Raw genomic sequence first — 21,123 nt, 5'->3', positions numbered from 1 at the left:
TATTTGTTGCAATCATTCTCCCCAAAATCTCATCAGTATTTGTGAAATACAATATATTATGCAGTAATATGTTAATATATTCAAGTTCATATACTGAGTCTGCTTCTGATCGAAGTGAACGCTGATTCCACGCATCCGCTACGGCTTGTGATCGACCGGAGGTTGGAACAGTTACTCACAGACGTATGCAAGACGCAGAGCCCGATTCCTCACAACCCTGGTATCACAACTATGACTTCCCGATTCGCCTCACCATCCAAACTGCCGACAGCTCCTCCAAGAACGTAGAGTTCGAAGCTATCCTCGCTCAGAGTGCCGCCGAACTGTTCTATCAACTGGACGGGGTGGATAGCAATTTGACTGGTGGATCTGGTCTACACAACACCCGGTTTCACTCTGTGCAGGCAGCGGGCGATGGGGTGATAGGAGTATCCAGAACCGACGTCGAACCGCGAGTGTCTGACCACACAGAACACACCACCGTTTCCGCAGAAACTGGTGGTCCTGTTTGGGCCAACAGTACGGAGCGAAATCAATGAACAGAACGTACATCCAAATTATCCCTACCGCAGGATCCAACACGAGCAAACGTATCCCCGAAACCATTGGAAGCCTCCACCAAATCACATCGAATGAGTCTCAAAGCCTCGCTTCTCGACTCAATCCACTCAAGTCGCAATCTCCCCTGACGTTTGAGTTTCTCGCAGTTAGTGAGGGCGTCGACGCTCCTGTTGAATTCTATTATGGCGTCGATGACGAGGACCATCTCGATACGCTCGAGGAACGCTTACGAACAATCTATCCATATACGTTCAATCTCGTTCGGAGAGACGTCGATCTTGATCAAAAGCTAGGTGTTCGTCAGGAAGGCGATGAACCTGATCTCGAGAAACAACAGGTTCCAGCCGGTGTTGAATGGCACGGAAAAGGCCGAAGGAAGCGCGACTGGATGACCACAATTTCGCCATTCATTCCTGAGAGCCCATCTGAATCAGATTCAGAAGAGCCTCACGCGCCGCTGACGCCGCTCATCGACCACCTCTCAAAAACGACAGTCCCTGTCGCATTTCAGGTAGTCTTCCAATCGAAGCCGGATTGGTCTAATAAAGCAGAGAATCGGCAGATTGATCTTGAATTGGAGCAAGACACGCTCAGCCAGATAGTCGTCGAGACGCTCCTCGGCCCTTCAGATCCCGACTCTGAGATCCCACTTAATGAGTCTACGAAGGAACGACTGCGTCTTATCGACGAGAAGACACCAAAGCGAACCTTCACTGTGAATGCTCGACTGGTGGCTATTCCTGGCGATGATTCGCCGGACTCAATTCAGTCACGACTGAACACATTGCGTTCGGTCTTTGCGGTGCTTGACGGTCCGTACTACGAGTTTGCAAGCAGACGCCTCCAAGAGAAGGGCCTGACACAGAAGTCGAAATCGAAGCACGCCCGACAACTGCTTTCAGCAGTCAGAGACCGGACAATTCGGACTGGGAGAGGCAAATCTCGGCCAGACCTCGTGCTCAACGGGAACGAGTTAGCGAATCTCATTATCGTCCCAACTGCAGATGGGTTGACCACAGAGGGGTCACGAAGTACTCGTTCAGAACAAGAGAGTCGCAATCCACTCCCACGTCCTAATCCGGACCTAATGATGCACTTCCGAGAGGGGATGGAAATCGGATATGCCCTTGACGAGAACGGAACTCCTGAAGACAAACCAGTCTGTATCCCACCGTCAGTACTCCCCACTCACTACCTCCGAGCAGCGACAACGGGTGCCGGGAAATCAAAAGCAGTCACCAATGACGGCCTCTCGGTTTATGAGTCCACGAGCGGCCCGGTTATTATCATCGACCGGAAGGGTGACGGAATGGCTGAGGAGTATCTCCGGGCCCACACTCGACGATTTGGGATCTCGGACGTTGAAGAGAACGTTCTCTACTTCCCCATTCCAGACATTCTCCCTGGATTTTCGTTCTTCAATATCACATCTAGCCTTGAACAAGGGCAACAACGGGCTGATGCTGTCCAACGGAAAGCCGACCACTACGAGGAGATTCTCAAACTTGCAATGGGTGCCGAGCGCTACGAACGGGCGACCGTCTCTCCGCTCCTGATCAAGGCACTCATCAAGACGCTATTTGACGAGGAATATGGCCGCGAAAACGGTCGCTACCGGGCGAGTGAAGACTATTTCGCCCACGAGCAACTCGAACACGCCCTTGACCAACTGTGGCAAGCTGGCCCGCCGAATCCCAACGAAAACGAAGCTCCCCGGTCGAGTGACCCAGAGGTTCTTCGAACATTCCGCCGTCAACTGCAATCAGACGCCAGAACCTTTGCGAACATTATGGGTGGGGTCAGTAATCGCCTCGCCTACGTCTCACAGGATACGCATCTCCGTCAGATATTCAACAATACTGAGCCACAGTTTGACTTCGGAGAGCAGCTTGACTCGAACCGCGTCATACTGTTCGACCTTGGCGGGCTTCGCGATGATTCTGCCAAAATGCTTACTGGGGTGATTCTGACCGCACTGGAAGATGCATTACGAACCAACGAACAGGCTCTGAATCAACAGCCCGATGATTACGTTGTGAATCTTCTCATTGATGAGGCAGCGTCTGTCGTTGTCTCCGATGTGATGAATAATCTCCTCGAACAGGGCCGAAGCTTTCGTCTTTCTGTGGGTCTCTCGATGCAATTCCCAGAGCAGTTAGAGGCCGAGGGCGGGCGTCGTGTGTATCTAAATGCACTCAACAATATCGGGAGCCCCATCCTTGGGAAAATCAACGTCGACCGTGAGTTAGCACGAGCGCTGGCCCACGAGGACCTCAATCCAACTGAGTTCGCCAACCGAATTCGCTCACTCCCACGAGGTGAATGGATCGCCCAGCTTCCGAGTCCGGTATTCGGTAAAACCGGGCCATACCCGTTCAGCATCAAGCCTCTCCCCATCCCCTCAGGGCACTCTGAGAGCGAGTTCCCACTCTCCGATCGCGAAGAAAATCGATTCCAAGAGATGCTAACCCGTCTTCGTACTCGTGTTTCAGATGAGTTCGGCGTTCACAAAGATTCAACGCCAGCTGTGGACTCTCCGTCTGACCTTCGTGAACTGCTTGGGACAGCCAATCCGGATCTCGATTATGCGTTTGCGCGCGTCATCCGCACTGTCCAAATTCGATCGGGAACTAGAGAAGACAATGGGTGGGTACCTGTCGAAACAGTCGACTCTGAGCTGCGGTCTCTTTATTCAGAGGTTGATGCAGAGCCCCCAACGCTTGCTGAGCTCGCGGCAATACGAAAGCGGTCACGTCTCATCGATGTGGAAGTAGACCTTGAGACAGACGAACTCGTCGTCCGACTAACTGAGGCCGGTGAGAGCGAAGCGAAGCCCGATACAGGTGACGTTCGAGCGGCCGGTGGAGATGACCACGATACCGCACTTCTGCAAGTAGAGAAGGAGCTCACAGCACTCGGATTCACCGTTTCAATACTCACGCAGGACGGAAGTGAAAAACCCGATGCGAGAGCGACGCATCCTAATCTTGACTCGACATTCGCGATCGAAGTCGAGACGACGACACCAGATAATCCGGTGAAGGTTCTCACAAACCTCCGAAAAGCCCAGGAGGCGTTGGACGTGCCAGTATTCGTCGTCCGACCCGGCAAGTCGGGGACTGAATGGGCTAAGCGCGTTGAGGGTATTCTCTCACCACCAGTTCGAGAACTCCAGACTGGCGAAACACGCTTCTATACCGGTGATTCTTATCTCTCGTTTAATGGTGGTGCGAATGAAGTCGGCGGTGTCACTGCAGTTCGAAACATCACTCCTGAGGGTACCGCCCAGAACATCTGGAAACGAGATACTGGCGACGTCGTGCTCTGCGATGCAGAGGGAACAGAGTATCTTCGAGTTGACTCACTTAGCGGACTGTCACAAGATTACGTCCCTGCGGTCTACAGCTACGACCCCACGACTACCCAATACGTTGTTCACGAGCACGGAACACGCCACGTCTACGATTCGAAATCAGAATTTGAGGCTGAGTGGGTCCGCATCAAACGTCCATTCATCCCCGAAGATGAACTCCCTGTGCCAGCATTCCAGCATTCAGCGTATGCAATCATCATCCTTGGTGACCAAGACGAGCCTGTTCTGTATGACTGTGGAGAAACACGGCCACTCTCTGCAATTCTCGATGAGACACCGGGCCTAGCACCAACTGAAACTGACAACAGCGAGACGCAGTCTGTACAGGCTGGGCAAGTCAATACTGCGTGGGAGGAGACAGACGAGGACGACCCGCCAACACTCGAGTCGTTTGTCGAGAGCGACCTTGTTGAAGAACGGGATAGCGTCGTTCCGAAACAAGCGGTATTCAATCGATATCGTGAATGGGCTGCCGAACACGATATCTCAGATCCGTTGAATAAGAGTTGGTTTTCTCGAAAACTCAATGATCATCTGGAGTTCGGATCTACGCGACTGAGAGTTGAGGGAACACTCGTTCACCATTACACCGGAATCCGTCTCCGTACAACTCAGGAGTCCGAATATGAGAAGTAACCAATATGAGCCCTTGATGCAAGACGGGCTTCGAAACTCATCTTCCAGCCAGCTCTCTCAGGGTGAGAATGCCTCCTCTGTGGGTTGTACGCTCGATAGATTAGCGTGTGTTCCACCCAGCATCGATTTGGGTGGGACATCACTCTCCATCTCGAATTGGGTAGAACAGGTCGGTGTCTTGCGTTTTTCGGCTCGCTCAAGAGGATGTTCCACACAAAACCCAACTAGTATAGACTGGGGGTACCACGTTGGGAATCGACTGTTGAGAACCAGGGGGCCGACTGGCGAACCCTGTGGTGAGTCTCGAAACGAACGCGCACAGGCACTCCAGCAATGAGCGAACACGTGGCCAATCTCACCTCGGACATTCTCCCAGGGATACTGTGTGAGCGAGATCAGTGGGTCTGCTGGGTGTCCAAAACACGGGGTGGGAAACAGACGAAACTCCCGGTCATACCAGACACAGGGTCATTCGCATCAGCAACGGACCCGGAGACGTGGAGTGATGTCGAGACGGCACTCGAGTACGCCCACACAGACGCTGCAGACGGCATCGGATTCGTCTTCACCGAGTCGGACCCGCTTGTGGGTATTGACCTCGACGACGTTCTCGACCCCGAGACGGGCGCCGTCGACGATGACGCCCAAGATATCATCGACCGACTCGACTCGTATACCGAAATCTCACCATCGGGAACGGGCTATCACATCCTTCTAGAGGGCGAGCTCCCAGATGGCCGAAATCGTCGTGGACAGATCGAATGTTACGACAATGCACGGTTCTTCACAGTTACGGGCGACCACGTCTCTGGAACGCCCACACACATTGCTCGCCGGCAGGATGCACTCGTCGCTATTCACGGAGAATACCTCACACAAGCGGATCCTGCGACTCGAAATACCACCGCCACATCCACACTAGCTAATCGGTCGCACTCACAGTCGAATCCCGGGCTCGAAGATGCAGCGCTCTTAGAAACCGCCTCGAACGCGAAAAACGGGCCGAAGTTCAAGCGACTGTGGAATGGGTCGACCGGAGGTTACGATAGCAACTCAGAAGCCGATATGGCGCTATGTTTTCTCCTCGCGTTTTGGAGTGGCGGGGACGCTGCCCAAATTGATCGACTCTTCCGGCAATCAGACCTATACCGTGAGAAGTGGGACGACATCCACTACGCCGATGGGTCGACGTACGGTGAGAAGACTATCGAACGAGCGATCACTGGAACCTCAGACTTCTATGAACCGAGCACTGGAGATGAAGATGCGTCAGCTCCTGAGAGCAACTCAGCAGGCGATAGACGTCAGTCAGAGACGAGTGAGAGTGCCTATCTGGCCGAGAAAAATCAGGTGTTGCGTGCCCGAGTCACCGAGTTAGTTACAACGCTCGAACAAAAGAACGAGCGGATCAAAGCGCTCGAAGCCGACGTCGCACGCCTCACTGGTGAGTTCACGGAAGATGCCGAAGAGACTGACTCGAGCTAACGAAGGCTATCCATCGCATCCTCGTAGACCACTATCCGTTCCGGACTGCAACGCACGACCTCGAGATGCGCAACGTCGATGGCATTCGTATTGGGACGGCCCCTGGTTAGTTCCTCGACGAACTGAATGCACAGCACGACGACTAACACCAGTCTGAGCGATTCCCGTCTCCCGAGCACTGATGTGCAAGCTCTGTGTATCCGCCGAAACCGTTATTCATCTATGTGCAGAACTTGCACATAGAATGAGCGCGAGTGACAAGCCCAGACGGGTCCACTTCCAGTCCCCGGAGTACCTCGTCGAGCGTCTCGACGCGATTGCGGCACTCTTCGACAAGGACCGGACGGATCTCCTCGTCGAAGCGATCCGCGAGTACATCGAAGAGACTGCCGACAGCGAAACGTTCCAAGAACTGGTGGCAACGAAGTACTACGACGACCAGCTTGAGTTCGAGACGGTCAAGCAGTTGGTCGGCGCTGAAACCGCCCAACGACTCCGCTTGCTCAAGGCAGACCTCGAGGGCGAACCATTGGATCTCGCCGCGCCCACTGAGGTCGACATCTACGACGACGACGCGACGACGGTCGAGACTGGTGACGGCGACAAGCGATGAGCAGGCCGCGACTGCGGACAGTCGTCGCCGACACGAGTGCGCTGGTCAGTCTCGCCGTCCCACGAGCCGACGCAGCCTACGACACTGACTCGGCTCCGGATCCCCTCCAGTATCTCCTCACCTCGTGTGACGTGTTCGTGCCGCCAGAAGTCGTTGCAGAGCTCAGTGACATCACGCAGTATCAGGACATCCACGCCGCGGCTGCGAACAACGTGCTCGCCGCTCGCACCCACTACACAGTCGAAGATCCGTACGAACGCGACGATACGCCGGACGCCCGGCCAACGTTCGGCCTTGACGACGGCGAAACCGACGGCATCGTTCTTGCGAACGCGCTTGGTGTCGATGGCTTTCTCACTGACGAGTTCGGCGGAACGAACTTCCCACTGATTCACGCCGTGCTACAGGGCCCACGGATCGTTCCAACGCCACGGCTCATCGTCGACTACGCTCGGAACGGACATCTGAGCCCCGAAGAGGCGCGAACGCTGATCACGACGATTAGCCCGCATCGGAGCTGGGAGAACAGTCCGTACGTCACACAATTGCGCCGCCGTCTTGAAGAGTAACCGGCCTCCAAGTGGGGACGCCGAACACCCAGCGCCGGCGATGGCTCCTGAAAGCCCTCGGCCGCTCGGCATCCCGCGACCCACGCGAGACGGAGTCTCGCTAGCTCCCATTCGCTTCGCTCACGGGAACCCCGCTGCGCTCCTCGTGCCTGCGGTGCTTGCGGGGTCGGGGGACGACCGAGACGGCCTCGCCCTTTCTGAGTCCGCCAGGATGGCGGCTGGGTTACTGAGCGTCGAGAGTGGTTGAACAGGTTCTATGTTACGGCACGCCCCGCTCGCCGCTGCCGCCCTCCGCGTCGCTCGCGACCGACCATTCGTAGAGGGTTCGATATAATCGCCAAGTTGGCGACAGTTTTTCACAGCCGTGCTGAATATAGAGCGCGAATCGGTCACGGGAGCCTGTCTTGAGTTTGAGCGTCCGAAGCGGCCGGTACAAACGAGCGCGTAGCGCTCCTCCGCATCTCAGATCCTGCACGACTCGTCCGAACTGAGGGCGAGGGTATACCACGTCCCGTTGTATTCGACATACCAAGTGTAGTGGGCTTCGGGAAACGTGGTGTCGTCAAGACGGTCCAGGAGCCGATTCCATGCCTTGGAGGGAGACTCGGTTGTTTCGTGGTATCCACCGGCCACCGCCGCGTCCAAAATCGCTTGTTCGTCAGCGGTGATGGAGTCAAGTCGGATAAGATAGCGGTCGGCAATCAACGCCCGAAACGCCTCGGCACTCCCGGCCACCCGGTTTGCCGTGTATCCGTGGACGCGCTTCTCCATCGTCGTCTTTCGGTGGACCGTCGCCTCGTAGGCCCGTCCCCCCCATCGAATCCACAGCTTGCGCTCGTCTGCGAGCGTTGACGGCCCGGTCCCGTCCGGATACGGGACTGGCGACGCAGAAACATCAAGTGTCGTCTCCGGATGCCGAACACTCGGAAGTTCCACGAATGGGCGTTCCGACGATTGTACGAGAACGTCGAGTACAAAGCCGAAGAACGTGGCATCTCGGTTGATCAGGTGAATCCTGCGTACACGTCACAGAGATGTTCGACGTGCGGGTTCACCCACGACGGGAATCGTCACGGGGAGTCGTTCGCGTGTCAGCAATGCGGGTACGAGAACCACGCAGACTACAACGCCTCGAAGAACATTGGTTTGAAACTCCTTCGCAACCAAACTGGAGACGAGGGAGGCGCACCCGTAGGTGTGCGCTTGAACAGCGGGATGCTGAACACGAACGGAGTCACATCCGTGCCAGATTTGGCTTGAGTGGGAGTCCACGCTGAATGCCACGCCCTTAGGGCGTGGTAGCTTCCACGAACCTCGACTGCTCCGTGGACTGCTCGACGCTGGACAATATCCTGACACGGTACCAGCGGCCCGTCTCGACATCCGATGGTTCACGACTGGTGATTTCTCAGTCCACTACGTCGAAGAGCACGAGGACGGGACACGCTGGGAATGTCGCTGGGACCGGCACCCGAACGCGCACAACACACGGTTGCACTTCCACAAGCCACCGTCTGCTACCGAAATTACCGACCTCGAACTCCCGTCGCTCCATCCACTCGAAGTATACTCCACCATCCTCACGGCGATAGAGCAACGCATAGAGACACTGTGGCCCTAGCACGTGCTGGACTCGGTCGAGAGATACCTACCGGAGGGGACACCAGAGGACCTCAATGAGTATCGGTAGATGTGCAACAACAGCGCTATCGTGACACAGTAGCCCTGAAACCAGCGATCTTAGTATACGCATTCATATATCCACTATACAGAGAAGTCGTGACAGCGTTTGCACGTATACTATTCGCGCTTGATCTTCCACGATAGAGCTCGCACAGCCCCTCCGTATACCCACATAAAGTCGCTGGAGCCAATCGCTTGAAGAAATCGCTTCTCAGTGGGTGTTCTTGGAGGTAAGGACTCAGATTGGTTCCTATGGCGGGTTTCGACCTGTGTTGAGTGGTTCATACGAGTTCGTGTGGTAGGCAACGCGCCAGAGTTTGAGGACCGCACGCGTGACCAGTTCTTCGGGAGACTGTGTAATACAAGACTCTTCGACTTTATCAGGATCTGAACTCGCATCGGGTGGTGGATGATAGTGTTCCACTCCGGGGACGTGGATGTAGTCTCTTGCGTGTGGGTGCTTTCCCCAGCGAAGATCTACCCCTTCCGTGTCTGTGTAGTGAAACTTGTAGTCATTTTGTGTCGTCCACTGGATGTCTATGCGGGCGTTGTCGGCCGCACTCAGCCCATCGGCAAGTACCACTTCGAGGACTGATGGATTGAGGTAGTCGTCGAGTTCAGCGTTTGCGAATGGTTCCATCTCCTCGACGACGTCACGAATCGTCAGTAACGCCGGCCGATCCGTAGCCCCTCGGAGAGTATGGGTTTCTGCTTGGTCAGGAGAATCCCGCATTGCTCAGGCAGAGACGCTGTCGTCAGTCGACCAACCGTCACTGTCGACGAATTGCTCGGCGTTGCCGATCGAGAGGGCAGCGTTCGCAAACGCGAGATTCCGACGGAGCGTCTTCCACTCGCGAATCGTCTCTGGGTCAATCTCGTCTTGTAGGGATTCAGTCTGGCTGAAGACCTGGTTCGTCTGGTTGACCGCCAATTCTTCGGGTGAGTCGACACCGAATTCGGACCGATACTCGGTGAGCTGCTCGCGCATCTCCTGGATTCGCGTCACGAGTTCGTCAGTCGAGATATGCTCTAGAATATCGGCTGCCTGTTCGACGACGAGTGATTCAGGTGAGCGCCGATAGAGCGTGCTACCGTGTTCGCCAGGTGTCGTCTCGACAAACCCCTCGTCTGCGAGTGTGTTCAGGTGCTTCCGAGCGGTTTTTGGAGCAGTCCGTGCACCGTCAGCTACGGCATCAGCTGAGACGGGGTTGTACGTATGTGCAACGACGTGTCGAATGCGCTCATAGGGTGTTGTTTCTGTTTCCCATTCCTCGCCAACTGCTTCGTTGACGTCTGCAAACTCATCTGGTGGGCTTCGGTCGTTCATATAGAAACGCACAGCTTAGAGGAACATAGTTCTTTGGCAAATTATCATATTCCCTTATATGGTGAGTACACCGGCTGAGCCCGTCTCCCCAAGCATATTCGTGCCGCGACTGGCCTCGGACCTCAAGTGTCCCGACGAAATCCGACAGCAGGCCCGAACACTCGCGAAGAAGGCCGAAGAGCGCGGCGTCACCACGGGTGTTTATATGGCCAGATTTGCCGCGGTCCGCCTCTACAAACCGAGGCAGGAACAAGACAAGCGAAGACGATCCAGGGTTAGTGCAGTTGCAACACTGCTCGACTACACTGGTGACGTTCTGTTCTACCGGCTCGCGAACGCGGCGCCGATAGCGATACCGATGCCCATCCCGATGGCGATACCCGATGCAATATTGTCCATCGCAACTCCGAGTGCAACGCCAATACCAGCCCCAATCGCAATACCCACACCCATCATCGTCCCATCCACGCTGTCGTTCGCTTCGTCTGAGCCCATTAGCACCGATGACGGAGAGTGCTACGAAATACTACCCGCTACGCAGCACAGAAATGTGGTGCTCCGCCGGGCCAACGTTCTCTCCCCGTGATTTATTTCGTGAAAACGAGTAGCCAGCACCATGCCCTCCAAGTACAGACGTGGTCTCGACATCACGACCGAGAGCCTCGACGTGTTCAGACAGCATACGAGCCTTGCGGTACTCCCCGCCCTGAGCCTGCTCGCTGTGGGCAGTGCGTTCGCCGTCCTCACCGCCGTAGCGTTCCAGTTCGGTATCGTCGACTCGCTGTTCACCAACGACCTCCACAAGTACGGAGCGCTGTTCTGCGCGTTCGCGATCTCCTCGAGCGTGGCGACGTTCTTCAACGCGGCCGTCGTCCACTGTGCGTCACGGGTCTTCGACGGCGAGCAGACGTCTGTCCGAGACGGGCTCGCTGCTGCGTGGCGTGTCCGGCGGCAGATTGCGCTCTGGGCGGTCGTCGCGGCGACGCTCGGCACCGTGCTCTACATCCTCGACGAGAAGTTCGGAGCAATCGGCAGCGTTGCACGACTCGTGTTCGATCTCGCGTGGGCGCTCCTGACGTATTTCATCGTCCCCGTCATCGTTCTGGACCACGAGACGGGGATTCGGCGACAGCTCCGCCGAAGCGGAGCCCTGTTCAAGGACACGTGGGGTGAGAGCGTCTCCGCAACGCTCGGCGTCAGTCTCATCTTCCTCATCGCAGCCCTCCCCGGCCTCGTGCTCTTGGCCGTCGGCTACTTCGTGCTTCACGGAGCCATCGCAGCAGGCGCCCTCGTCGTCGGTGGGCTCATCGTCGTCGCCGCAATTGTTGGTTCTCAGACCGTTACGGCTATCGTCAGGACGGCGCTGTATCGCTACGCGACGACGGGTGAGCGCGTCGGGCCGTTCGAAGCGCGAGAGCCGGCTTCCGTCTTCCCCGAGAAGTGACGATGCCGATGTACGACCGGGGAGAGCCGGAAGATCCCGTGATCATCGATCGGTGGTCCGGCGGCCTCGGATGGCTCGCATACCCCGATGAAACCGGGATGCGGGCAAGTCATGCGTTCGTCGGGGACGACGGCGGTGTCTGGGTCGTCGACCCGCTGGACGCCCCCGGCATCGACGATGAACTCGAGACGCTCGGTGAGGTGACTGGCGTCGTCGTCCTCTCGAACTATCACGCCCGCGATGCGGAGGCCTTCGCTGCCCGCCACGACGTTCCGGTCTTCCTCCCGAGGTGGCTCTCGCGGGTAGCCGAGCAAATCGAGCGTCACTCCGAGTACGTGGACGAAACTATCGGGTCCTCTGGATTCGAGATCCGTCGTTGTGCGCTGTTTCCTGGGTGGGATGAGGCCATCGCGTACCGCGAAGCTGATGGAACGCTGTACGTCCCAGACGTACTGGGGACAGCACCGTTGTTCACGGTTGGAGAGGAGCGACTGGGAACGTACCTCCTGTGCCGTCTCGTTCCACCTCGGAATGTGTTCGAAGAAGTCTCACCCGAACGAATTCTCGTCGGGCACGGAACCGGTTTGTTCGAGGACGCAACGACAGCCCTCACGGATGCACTCGCAGGGGCGAGGCGACGGTTTCCCGCAGCACTCCTGCAGAATGGATGGGGACAAATTCGGGCACTGACAGCGGCACTTGGGAGTAGTCGATAATCGAAGATCAAGGATTGGGTAGTGAAAACCCCACCTCGCACCGAGTACCCTGCCCACTGAGTGATAGGGAAAGCCAGTTATCAAATTTCTTCGACCAACTCCGCTAGGTTCGACAGAGAGAGCGGGTCAATGTCGATACGGTCACCGGATGCAGTATAGAAGATCCCCGCAGTCACGTCTCGCTCTGGGAACCACTCAGCCAACACGTGATAGTACACGCTGAGTTGCTTTCGATATTCACTCTCAGCGTGGCGTCCCAGATCGGTCTTGAAGTCGATGATCTCGACAGTATCAGGCCTGATGTGAACGAGGTCAACGATTCCTGAGATGGTGACTTGCTCGCCGTCGACAGTGAGCGGGAGATACGCGTCTTCCTCGACTCGTAGCTCACCCTCAAGCGAGTCAAGAAATGATTTGAGATTGTGTTCGTCGTCATTCGAGGGTTCGACGTCTCCCTCCAGTACGTACTGCTCAGCAAACTCGTGGGTTTGGGTTCCGAACGCGGTGCCTCTTCCATCATCGACGTCCTCGAACACGTCGTCGCGCATCAGCGTGTGCGGTGAGTGTCCGACCGGGCCATCCGGCCTCGGCACAGATATCTGCAAATCAGTCTGGGTCGATTCAGTGATGTCCACCTCTTGCACATCGGGCTCTACTTCCTCGAGCTCAACTGGGAGCGCTTCGATGAACGTGTTCGGACTCTCGCCTGCGGAGAACACCAGATGTGACTCAGCCCGCGTCATCGCGACATACAGTAAGCGTCGTTCCTCATCGTAGTCACGCGGCAGACACTGTTGGAGGACGTCGCTGCGCCAGTTGTCGTAGATGTAGGGATACCCGTGGTCGTCAGCGTAGACCTTCCGCTGGCGTACCCCAATCGGATCGTCGAACGTGAGCGCGCTGCTGGTCCCGCCCGAGGGTGGGAAGCGGTGCGTGTTCATATTCGCGAGCACGACGATGGGGTGTTCGAGTCCTTTTGCAGCGTGGATGGTCTGGACCGTCACCGAGTTCATTCCGGCGCTTGCGTGCACTTCGTGGGTACTGCCGTCTGCAATACCACGCTCGATGAACCTGATGAGGTCACCTCGGGTCAATGTCGTCGCGTTGTGGACAGACTGGATCGTCGTCAACAACACGTCGGCATACGCCCCATCGTAGTCATACTGGGAGAATACACGCTGGGTCACCCCACCGATCGTCTCCAGTGACGCAAGTTCCGATTTGAACGCCTGCATATTGTCGGGATACTCCGCAGTATCGAGGACGTGATCAACCTCATCGAGCGTGTAGCCAGCTTCCTCAAGGACGACAGCCCACCCTCGCTCGCCATCAGACTCCAGGATTCGAAGCCACGCTAGGAGAAGCTTCGCCGGGTCAGAGCGGAATACCTCGATGCCGCCTTCGTACGCCATTGGCAACCCGTACTCTTCAGCGACAGTGAGGAGTTCTCGGCCGAAGTCACGGGTCCGGGTGAGGACAGCAATATCACCGTACTCCGGGCGACGGAGTTCGCCATCGTCTTCGATTTGATAGTCGTCATTTCCGACGATCTCCTGTATCTTGGTCAGTACCGCCTCGTGTTCGTCTTCGTGGTGAATCGCCTCGATCTGTGAGTGCTCGTGGGCGGTGTTCGAAGAAAGCGACACGATGCGGTCTTGGATTGCCGCCTCGTCGACATCGTCCTTGCTCGCGGCGGGTGTGATGAGGCTGTGCTCGGAGAAATCAAGGATAGCCTGTGTCGACCGGTAGTTCTCCACAAGTTCGATATCGATGATTGGGCGCCTCGCCCACGACACACGTTTGTGATCCGCGTTGAGTTCGTCAACGAATCGATCAAGTCGAGTTTCGAACTCGGTGATGTTCTCGACGGCAGCATATTGGAACGAGTAGATACTCTGTTTCCAGTCACCGACGACACAGAGATTGTTCGTGTCCGCAAGCAAGAGTGCGAGTTTGAACTGAATCTCACTGGAGTCTTGGAACTCGTCGATCATCACGTACTCGAACGCGAGATCGTCGCGGAGGCGGTGATCGTCACAGAGCAGGACGAACGCAAATAGCTGGAGGAAGCTGAAGTTGAGGTAGTTGCGACTCAGCGCGAACTCGAGATACTCGTGATAGACGTCGTGGACGAAGTCCTTGAGACCGCCTCGCTGCTCTTCAAACGCCAGCTGTGCGATGGAATCTGGTACCTGTTTTTCTCCCCAGCCGCCACGGATGTCGTCTTTCGCAGGTGCATCAGGGAGGTAGCACTTGTCGTTCCCGTAGCTGCCGAGGTTGGAGCGGAGTTTGGATTGCTTGTTCCCGTCATTTCGGGGCTGATTCAGCTCGGTGAATAGCGCTTTGAACGACTCAAAGTCACCATCCAGATATCGCTCACCGTTTCGATACCAGCCTTCAGCAGTTGGGAAAACACCTTTGGCCGCGAGTTGATTGAGTAGGCCAAGGAGTTCGACCGGCTCCGGGATGGCACGGAAGACGTCGTCATACTTGGGGTGGTCGTCGCTGAATCGACGGATGAACTCGCGGAAGTGCGCTTTCTCGACGTTCTCGTCTTCGATGACGCGCGTGGACCCCGTAATCCGGTCGTCGATACCCAGGAGTGTCGGGGCCGCAAATCCGTGTTCCATAAGAATGTCGTGACAGAGGCTGTGGAACGTCTGAATCGGCGCCTCAGTGAGTTCGCGCATCCCATAGTCACAGTTGGCGACGATTCGCTCTCGCATCTCTGTCGCCGCGTTGTTTGTGAACGTCACGAGGAGGACGTCCTCTGGTTCGATGTCGTCCTTGTCGACGATTTCTGCGTATCGACGAGTGACGGTGAACGTCTTTCCGGTCCCTGCACCGGCGTCGACGACGTGGATACCCTCTGTGCTATCGATGAGCTCTTGCTGTTGGTCGTTTGGCGCCGTCATCGCGACCCACCCTCCAAGATACAGTCTCGATTATCCACATACCGATAGTTCGGATCGCCGCTGAGGCCCTGCACTGGGAAGCGCTCACCACCGGCTCTGCGATCATTCAACTCCGCGCGGTGCTCGCGAACGAACTGCTCGAATGCGTCTATGTCCTCGGTGAAGTAATTCTGATTGCGAATACGTAGCAAGTGCCGCAGCGCCTGCCTGCAGCCATTCTTCACGTACTTGTAGTTCCCTACGTCAGCGATCAGACGCTGGGTGAGCGCGTTTCCGAACTCCGATTCGATGAGTTCGTCACTATCGGTGGTGTCAGGGAACTCGTGTTCTTCCAACACCGCTTGATACACATCAGATGTCGATTTTGAGAAGGTCTTGTTGCAGTCGTTTGCAGCATCTTCCTGCAGTTGGGTGAAGACAGCCGGACTCGAAATGTACTCCTTGAATGTGATTGGATAGTAGGTTACTGTCGTGAGGCAGTCCTCGAGTGACCCCTCCCCAGTCACCACTTCATCGAGCGTTTCGAGGAAGTGGAAGAACGTGAATTGGAGTACCTCATCAGGTCGCTCGGTCCGCTGGTGGGCGAGATACAACAATGCCTGGAAGTTTGGCGTATCCGTCGGTGGATCAAGTGCTGAGTGTTTGACGATCGAGTATGCAGACTTCTTCGCCCCACTCTTGTAATCAAGGAGTTCGGTCGGGTTGTGAACGAGGTCGATTTTCCCCTTTACCCCAAGATCAGCGTTCTCGAACCAGCGTTCTGTGTGCGATGCATCGATGGGTCGGTCGTAATACTCCGCGAAGAAGTTCTCTCCCCACCCACTATCGGGTGTGGTCAACCCATCGCCTTGCGGCGGGTTCGTCTCGAGGTATTCGACAATGGTCTGGAGGCCGACCCGGTATTTCGTGAGCCGGACCTCCCGGTCGACGCCACGGAGGAACGGATCAACTTCTTCGAGAATGGTTGCTGCGACTGCATCAAGTCCATCCGTCGTGATGACGTCCGGATGTGAGACGTAGAACTCTGCGAAGTCGTGAAACAGATTCCCTTCTTTGAAATGCTCTTTTTGCGGGTTGTCGACGATGCGGCTGAAGAAGTAATCTCGAGGAGAGTTGACGTAGGTATTCAAACTTGATTGGCTCAGTTCGGTGACCTTCTCAGGAGCAACACCGAGTGGCTCTCGTTTGAATCCGTCTTCCGTCGGTCGAAACGTTCGCGAATGCTGCAGTGAGTCAAGATCACTGAATCGGTCGAACGCCTCATCGAACAGTTCCTCAAAGTACAGGCATGGAGTGACAGGCGAGCCACCGGCGGTATCCTCTACGAGATAGTACTGGTCGACGCCGTTTTGCAAGAGGAGTTGGAACTGCCGGATGTTCCGCTCAAACTCTTGGTCACTGTCGACCCACGGGCGACGTGGCGACGAATGTGTCCAGCCATCATCGAGGCCGAGGTAGAACACGACAGTGCGGCCGACGTGAGCAGCCGATTTCGCATCGGCCAGCAGCACACCTTCGTTTTCACGGTCGACAGGCACTTCATACGACTGTAGATAGAATTCGAGCTGGTCGACTGCTGGTTCGGTAACGGCCTCCTCAAGGAGGCCAAGCGTCGCGAGTTCGTCTCGAAACGCGTCGATAGTGACGTCGGTGACGTCCTCGTATGCATCGAGAGCCTCCTCGAACGTACTGGATCGAATGTCTTCTCGGAACTCGAGAAGCCAGTCTACTTCTGACCTGTCGAGGTCGAAGAGCCGCTTTTCGTCGTGTTCGATATCGATGTGAATCTCAAGCTGGGTCAAGAGTGGCCGCACATCCCCAACTAGTGTATCTCGCCCAGCGTGTGCACTGCGGAGGAGCTGTAAAAATGCGCGATGGCGTCCATCATCGGTGAACCCTGGCCCACCATAGTACGGAATGTCTGCAGATTCCAGCGCCGACTCAATGAGTGGGGAATACTGACTGGCTGCATCGAGGACGACTGCCACGTCATCGGCGTTCTCTGGTGTGACTGTATCGAGGACGGCGTCGACGATTGCGGCCGGTGAGTCAAGAATTCGGAATGGAGGGTGATCGAAGGGTTCCTCGGTGAACGGGTCGATCGTCTTGTAGTCTGGAGGAAGGATCGAGCGTTCGAGTTCGGTCAGTTGCTTGAACCCGACCACGGCAACTGATGTGTCCGTGTCGATGCTGTAGTTGGTGAGCCGTGTGGACGTCGTATCCATCTCACTAATGCACTCGACAGCCGTATTTGTGGCCGGCGTCGCAAATCGCTCGTACTCGAGGACTGCCTCCGCTGTCCCCTGGTGCTCCCAGCACTGGAGAATGTTCCCGACCGCATAGGCCGTCTCTTTCCAGTTGAGATCAGTTGTCTCGATTAGTTCGAGAAACGCGAGTCGATCCTCAGCCTGTTCTCGGCGTCGTGCAGCCAAGCGTCGCGGTGTGATCGCGAATGGCCCGAAGTGGGGTTGATCAAGACGTCGATTCAGCGCGCTCGCGAGCGGCGCATCGGGCACGAGCACAAGGTCGAACTCCTTGCATTCTTCATAGAGAGAATCGAGAGATTTTGCCCGTGTAATTGTCACGGACTACCGGACTCAAGTGGATTGCAAAAGAGTATCGTCTACCTACGGTAACCGGAATCAGCAGGGGCTCGCGATACATCCGGACACAGGTAGTGTGAGAGACGAAGTACGGCGAGTGCGACGGTGACAAGATCAGTATCTTCGAAACGAGGGAGGACTACGGCCGTCCTGTCTCCAACAACTCATTTGAATACGGCATCGATGACTCGGTTGGCGTCCCACAAGACGAGTGTGTGGGCGTGATATTGATCGTATGCTAACAAGAAGCTTATCTCCTTAAACAGCGTTAGATAATTGTGTATAGTGCTCTGGACCAGAATTCGGATGGCCTCATTGTCCAAATTGCTGAAGCAATCGCTGAGGCAGAAGGCGTTGATGTTACAGCATTGCCGCCATTACACGACGTGGTGAACATAGAGGCTCTCCAAACTCTGATTTCCACCGGGAAAGGGCGGGTATCCGTTGAGTTCCCATACGGAAGATATCAAATCTATATAGGATCAGATGCTGGAGTTATCGTTAAGGAAGTGTAACTGAGCGGTGTTCTCTGTGCGTCAGTTTGCCCTCTTTCTCCAATTTTGGCATTTCTGCCCGTGGAATGTGTATCAGTGAGCCCTTCGATGGAACCAAGAGCGCCCGTTGGGTGCTGTCTGTATGTTCGGAACGAGCGGGGTCCGTGGTCGGGTTGGCGAATCTGTTACAGCTGATGTCGCACTCTCTATCGGGCGTGCCGTCGGCACCGACACGGACCGCGTTGTCGTCGGACGTGACGCACGGGAGACCGGCGAAACACTGCAGGCGGCCCTGGTCGCGGGGCTACGGGAGACCGGTGCGGATGTGGTCGACGTTGGGCGGGCCGCGACGCCGACAGTGGCCCGTTCGATCACAGACCGGTCGGCCGACGCTGGAATCGTCGTCACGGCTTCGCACAACCCCCCGCAGGATAACGGCTTCAAACTGTGGACCCCCTCGGGGCAAGCCTACTCTCCTGACCAGCAGACGGAGATTGAAGAGTTGATCGAGTCCAAAGCGTACGCACTCGCCGACTGGACGGGACAAGGTAGCCACGAGTCGTGGGCTGGCGCGGCCACGTACCACAAACGGGCACTTGTTGAGGCCGGGCGCGCCGCCGCTGTGGACGGGTCGCTGTCCTCACTGTCAGTTGTCGTCGATCTGGGTAACGGGATGGGGGGAGTCGCAGCCGACGCGCTCTTCGAACTCGGTGCCGACGTTGAGACGATCAACGCCCAACAAGACGGCCGTTTTCCTGGCCGACCGAGCGAACCGACAGCACAGACGTGTACGACGCTCGCCGCCACTGTCGACGCCGTCGACGCGGACCTCGGGATCGCACACGACGGCGACGCAGACCGGATGATGGCGGTCACCGACGAGGGGGAGTTCGTCCCTGGAGACCTGCTCCTCGCGATATTCGGGATGGAGGTGGCGAGCGCGGGCGACAGCGTCGCGGCACCCGTCGACACGAGCCTCGCCGTCTCGGACGCCCTCGCCGACATCGGGGTCGAACTCGTCTACACGAAGGTGGGTGACGTGTACGTCGCCGACCGCGCGAAGGACGCCGACGTCGCCTTCGGCGGCGAACCGTCGGGTGCGTGGATCTTCCCCGAGGAGACGCTGTGTCCCGACGGGCCGCTCGCGGCCGTCAAACTCGCCGCCCTCGCGGCCGCGGAGCCGCTGTCGGACCGGCTGGCTCGCATCGAACGGTATCCGCTCCGCCGGACGGTCGTCGAAACCGACGACAAGGCCGCGGCGATGGAGCGGATCGCCGCGGCTGTCCGGGAGAGCTACGAGGAGGTGTCGACGCTCGACGGCGTGCGTGTCGACACCGACGACGGCTGGTTCCTCATCCGGCCGTCGGGGACGGAGCCGAAGATCCGGGTGACGGCGGAGGCTCGCGAGGCGGCCGCCACCGAGGAACTCCTCGACCGGGCGCTCGACATCGTCGAGGCCCGGACCGGGCGCGGGTCGACGGAATAGTTTTTCACCTCTCCTCCGGAGCCAACGGACGTGCAAACCGTTGTGCTGGCAGCCGGCAAGGGAACTCGGATGGGGCCCTTGACAGACACCGTCCCGAAACCGATGTTGCCGGTCGCCGGCAAGCCGCTCGTCGTCCACTGTCTCGAACACGCGATCGACGCGGGCGCGAGCCGGCTCGTGGTGGTCGTCGGGTACGGAGCCGACGCGGTCCGAGAGACGCTGGCCGACCGCGACTGGGACGTGCCGGTCACGACCGTGGTCCAAGACGAACTCCGGGGGACGGCCGACGCCGTTCGGACGGCCGCGCCCGAACTCGCCGCGGAGCCGTTCGTTGTCCTGAACGGGGACGTGCTCTACGACGAGGCCTCCCTCGTCGAACTGTACTCATCGGGACCGGCAGTCGGCTCGTTCCGTGTGGACAACCCGTCCGCTTACGGCGTGTTACGGATCGAGGACGGACGCGTCCGCGGGGTGGAGGAGAAGCCCGAGAACCCACAGTCGAACCTCGTGAACACGGGCGCGTACGTCTTCCCCGCGGCGGCGTTGGACTGGCTGGCGGTTGGTGAGAGCGACCGTGGCGAACGGAAACTCACCGACGTCCTTCAGCGCGCCTGCGAGACGGACACCGTGACCGCGGTCCCGTTCGACCGCTGGCTCGACGTCGGTCGGCCGTGGGAACTGTTGGCCGCCAACGAGTGGAAGCTCGCGGAGCTGGACCGCCGCATCGACGGCGACGTCTCCCCGGACGCCGACCTGCGGGGCGCCGTCGTCGTCGAGGCCGGCGCGACCGTCGAGCCCGGGGTCGTCATCGAGGGACCGACGTACGTTGCCGAGGGGGCTCACGTCGGCCCGAACGCCTACATCCGCGGCGCGACGGCGCTGGGATCGGACTCGCGGGTCGGCCACGCGGTGGAGTTGAAGAACAGCGTTTTGATGCGCGACTCGGCGGTGCCGCACCTCACGTACCTTGGCGACAGCATCCTCGGCCGCGACGTGAACCTCGGGGCCGGAACGGCGGTTGCGAACCTCCGCCACGACGACAGTCCGGTCAAACTCACGGTTAAGGGAGAGCGTGTCAGCACCGGCCGTCGGAAGTTCGGGATCGTCTGCGGCGACGGCGTGAAGACCGGCATCAACTGCACGCTCAACGCCGGCGTCACGCTGTCGAGCGGCGCGCGCGTCGGGCCGGGCGAGACGGTGCTCCGGGACCGGTGAGGG

General features: G+C 57.6%; 13 protein-coding genes and 5 pseudogenes. 13 read left to right on the top strand and 5 right to left on the bottom strand.

The annotated features are described in order from the left end of the window. The first annotated feature begins 535 nt into the window (after positions 1-535). The 5 genes and pseudogenes from P0D77_RS16910 to P0D77_RS16895 all read left to right on the top strand — a co-directional run bounded on the left by P0D77_RS16910 (position 536) and on the right by P0D77_RS16895 (position 7,237). Positions 536-4,570 carry an ATP-binding protein gene (locus P0D77_RS16910; RefSeq protein ID WP_277555894.1) on the top strand — a complete coding sequence of 1,345 codons (4,035 nt, stop codon included), beginning with the start codon at positions 536-538 and terminating at the stop codon, positions 4,568-4,570. Between the two features lie 333 nt (positions 4,571-4,903). Further along, positions 4,904-5,825 (top strand): annotated as a pseudogene (locus tag P0D77_RS16905) (phage NrS-1 polymerase family protein); the annotation flags it as partial. A gap of 238 nt (positions 5,826-6,063) precedes the next feature. Continuing rightward, positions 6,064-6,165, top strand: a pseudogene (locus tag P0D77_RS17790) (DUF8158 family protein); the annotation flags it as partial. A gap of 134 nt (positions 6,166-6,299) precedes the next feature. After that, entirely contained in the window at positions 6,300-6,668 is a 369-nt protein-coding gene (locus P0D77_RS16900; RefSeq protein ID WP_277555892.1) for a ribbon-helix-helix domain-containing protein, read from the top strand. Beyond that, positions 6,665-7,237 (top strand): hypothetical protein, encoded by a 573-nt coding sequence (locus tag P0D77_RS16895; protein WP_277555891.1) that lies wholly within the window; start codon positions 6,665-6,667, stop codon positions 7,235-7,237. Before P0D77_RS16900 ends, P0D77_RS16895 begins: the two co-directional genes overlap by 4 nt. Positions 7,238-7,699: 462 nt before the next feature. Here P0D77_RS16895 and P0D77_RS16890 read toward each other — a convergent pair whose 3' ends face one another. Continuing rightward, a complete protein-coding gene (locus P0D77_RS16890) occupies positions 7,700-8,173 on the bottom strand; it encodes a hypothetical protein (RefSeq protein ID WP_277555890.1) in 474 nt (157 codons plus the stop codon). Here P0D77_RS16890 and P0D77_RS16885 point away from each other — a divergent pair. Continuing rightward, positions 8,141-8,497: pseudogene (locus P0D77_RS16885) on the top strand (zinc ribbon domain-containing protein); the annotation flags it as partial. The gene P0D77_RS16890 and the pseudogene P0D77_RS16885 overlap by 33 nt on opposite strands. A 46-nt stretch (positions 8,498-8,543) precedes the next feature. Continuing rightward, positions 8,544-8,858, top strand: a pseudogene (locus P0D77_RS16880) (toxin-antitoxin system TumE family protein); the annotation flags it as partial. Positions 8,859-9,170: 312 nt separating this feature from the next. Here P0D77_RS16880 and P0D77_RS16875 read toward each other — a convergent pair. Both P0D77_RS16875 and P0D77_RS16870 read right to left on the bottom strand, forming a co-directional pair. Beyond that, on the bottom strand, positions 9,171-9,653 hold the full coding sequence (locus P0D77_RS16875; protein WP_277555889.1) for a toxin-antitoxin system TumE family protein: 483 nt from the start codon (positions 9,651-9,653) through the stop codon (positions 9,171-9,173). Between the two features lie 3 nt (positions 9,654-9,656). Then, a complete protein-coding gene (locus P0D77_RS16870) occupies positions 9,657-10,247 on the bottom strand; it encodes a DUF7342 family protein (protein ID WP_277555888.1) in 591 nt (196 codons plus the stop codon). 70 nt (positions 10,248-10,317) lie between these two features. Between P0D77_RS16870 and P0D77_RS17755 the strand changes: the two are divergent. The 3 genes and pseudogenes from P0D77_RS17755 to P0D77_RS16855 all read left to right on the top strand — a co-directional run. Next, positions 10,318-10,554, top strand: a pseudogene (locus P0D77_RS17755) (cyclin family protein); the annotation flags it as partial. A gap of 309 nt (positions 10,555-10,863) precedes the next feature. Beyond that, a complete protein-coding gene (locus P0D77_RS16860) occupies positions 10,864-11,691 on the top strand; it encodes a DUF6159 family protein (protein ID WP_277555887.1) in 828 nt (275 codons plus the stop codon). A gap of 2 nt (positions 11,692-11,693) precedes the next feature. Beyond that, positions 11,694-12,407 carry a hypothetical protein gene (locus P0D77_RS16855; protein ID WP_277555886.1) on the top strand — a complete coding sequence of 238 codons (714 nt, stop codon included), beginning with the start codon at positions 11,694-11,696 and terminating at the stop codon, positions 12,405-12,407. Positions 12,408-12,487: 80 nt separating this feature from the next. Here the strand turns inward: P0D77_RS16855 and P0D77_RS16850 are convergent, their stop codons facing one another. After that, entirely contained in the window at positions 12,488-15,322 is a 2,835-nt protein-coding gene (locus tag P0D77_RS16850) for a UvrD-helicase domain-containing protein (RefSeq protein WP_277555885.1), read from the bottom strand. After that, positions 15,319-17,907: a PD-(D/E)XK nuclease family protein gene (locus P0D77_RS16845; RefSeq protein WP_277555884.1), complete on the bottom strand. Its 2,589-nt coding sequence runs from the start codon at positions 17,905-17,907 to the stop codon at positions 15,319-15,321. Before P0D77_RS16845 ends, P0D77_RS16850 begins: the two co-directional genes overlap by 4 nt. 296 nt (positions 17,908-18,203) lie before the next feature. Here P0D77_RS16845 and P0D77_RS16840 point away from each other — a divergent pair, with 296 nt between their 5' ends. The 3 genes from P0D77_RS16840 (at position 18,204) to glmU (ending at position 21,120) form a co-directional block, all read left to right on the top strand. Continuing rightward, on the top strand, positions 18,204-18,440 hold the full coding sequence (locus tag P0D77_RS16840) for a HalOD1 output domain-containing protein (protein WP_277555882.1): 237 nt from the start codon (positions 18,204-18,206) through the stop codon (positions 18,438-18,440). Between the two features lie 121 nt (positions 18,441-18,561). Beyond that, the gene (glmM, locus tag P0D77_RS16835) at positions 18,562-19,905 is read left to right on the top strand and encodes a phosphoglucosamine mutase (RefSeq protein ID WP_277555881.1); all 1,344 of its coding nucleotides are present in this window, start codon (positions 18,562-18,564) and stop codon (positions 19,903-19,905) included. A gap of 30 nt (positions 19,906-19,935) precedes the next feature. Then, on the top strand, positions 19,936-21,120 hold the full coding sequence (gene glmU / locus P0D77_RS16830; RefSeq protein ID WP_277555880.1) for a bifunctional sugar-1-phosphate nucleotidylyltransferase/acetyltransferase: 1,185 nt from the start codon (positions 19,936-19,938) through the stop codon (positions 21,118-21,120). The last annotated feature ends 3 nt before the right edge of the window (positions 21,121-21,123 follow it).

The sequence above is a fragment of the Halobaculum limi genome (assembly GCF_029490015.1).
In the GTDB taxonomy this organism is placed as follows: domain Archaea; phylum Halobacteriota; class Halobacteria; order Halobacteriales; family Haloferacaceae; genus Halobaculum; species Halobaculum limi.
Note: the sequence above shows the minus strand (reverse complement) of the source record. Positions and strands in the feature narration are given on the sequence as shown.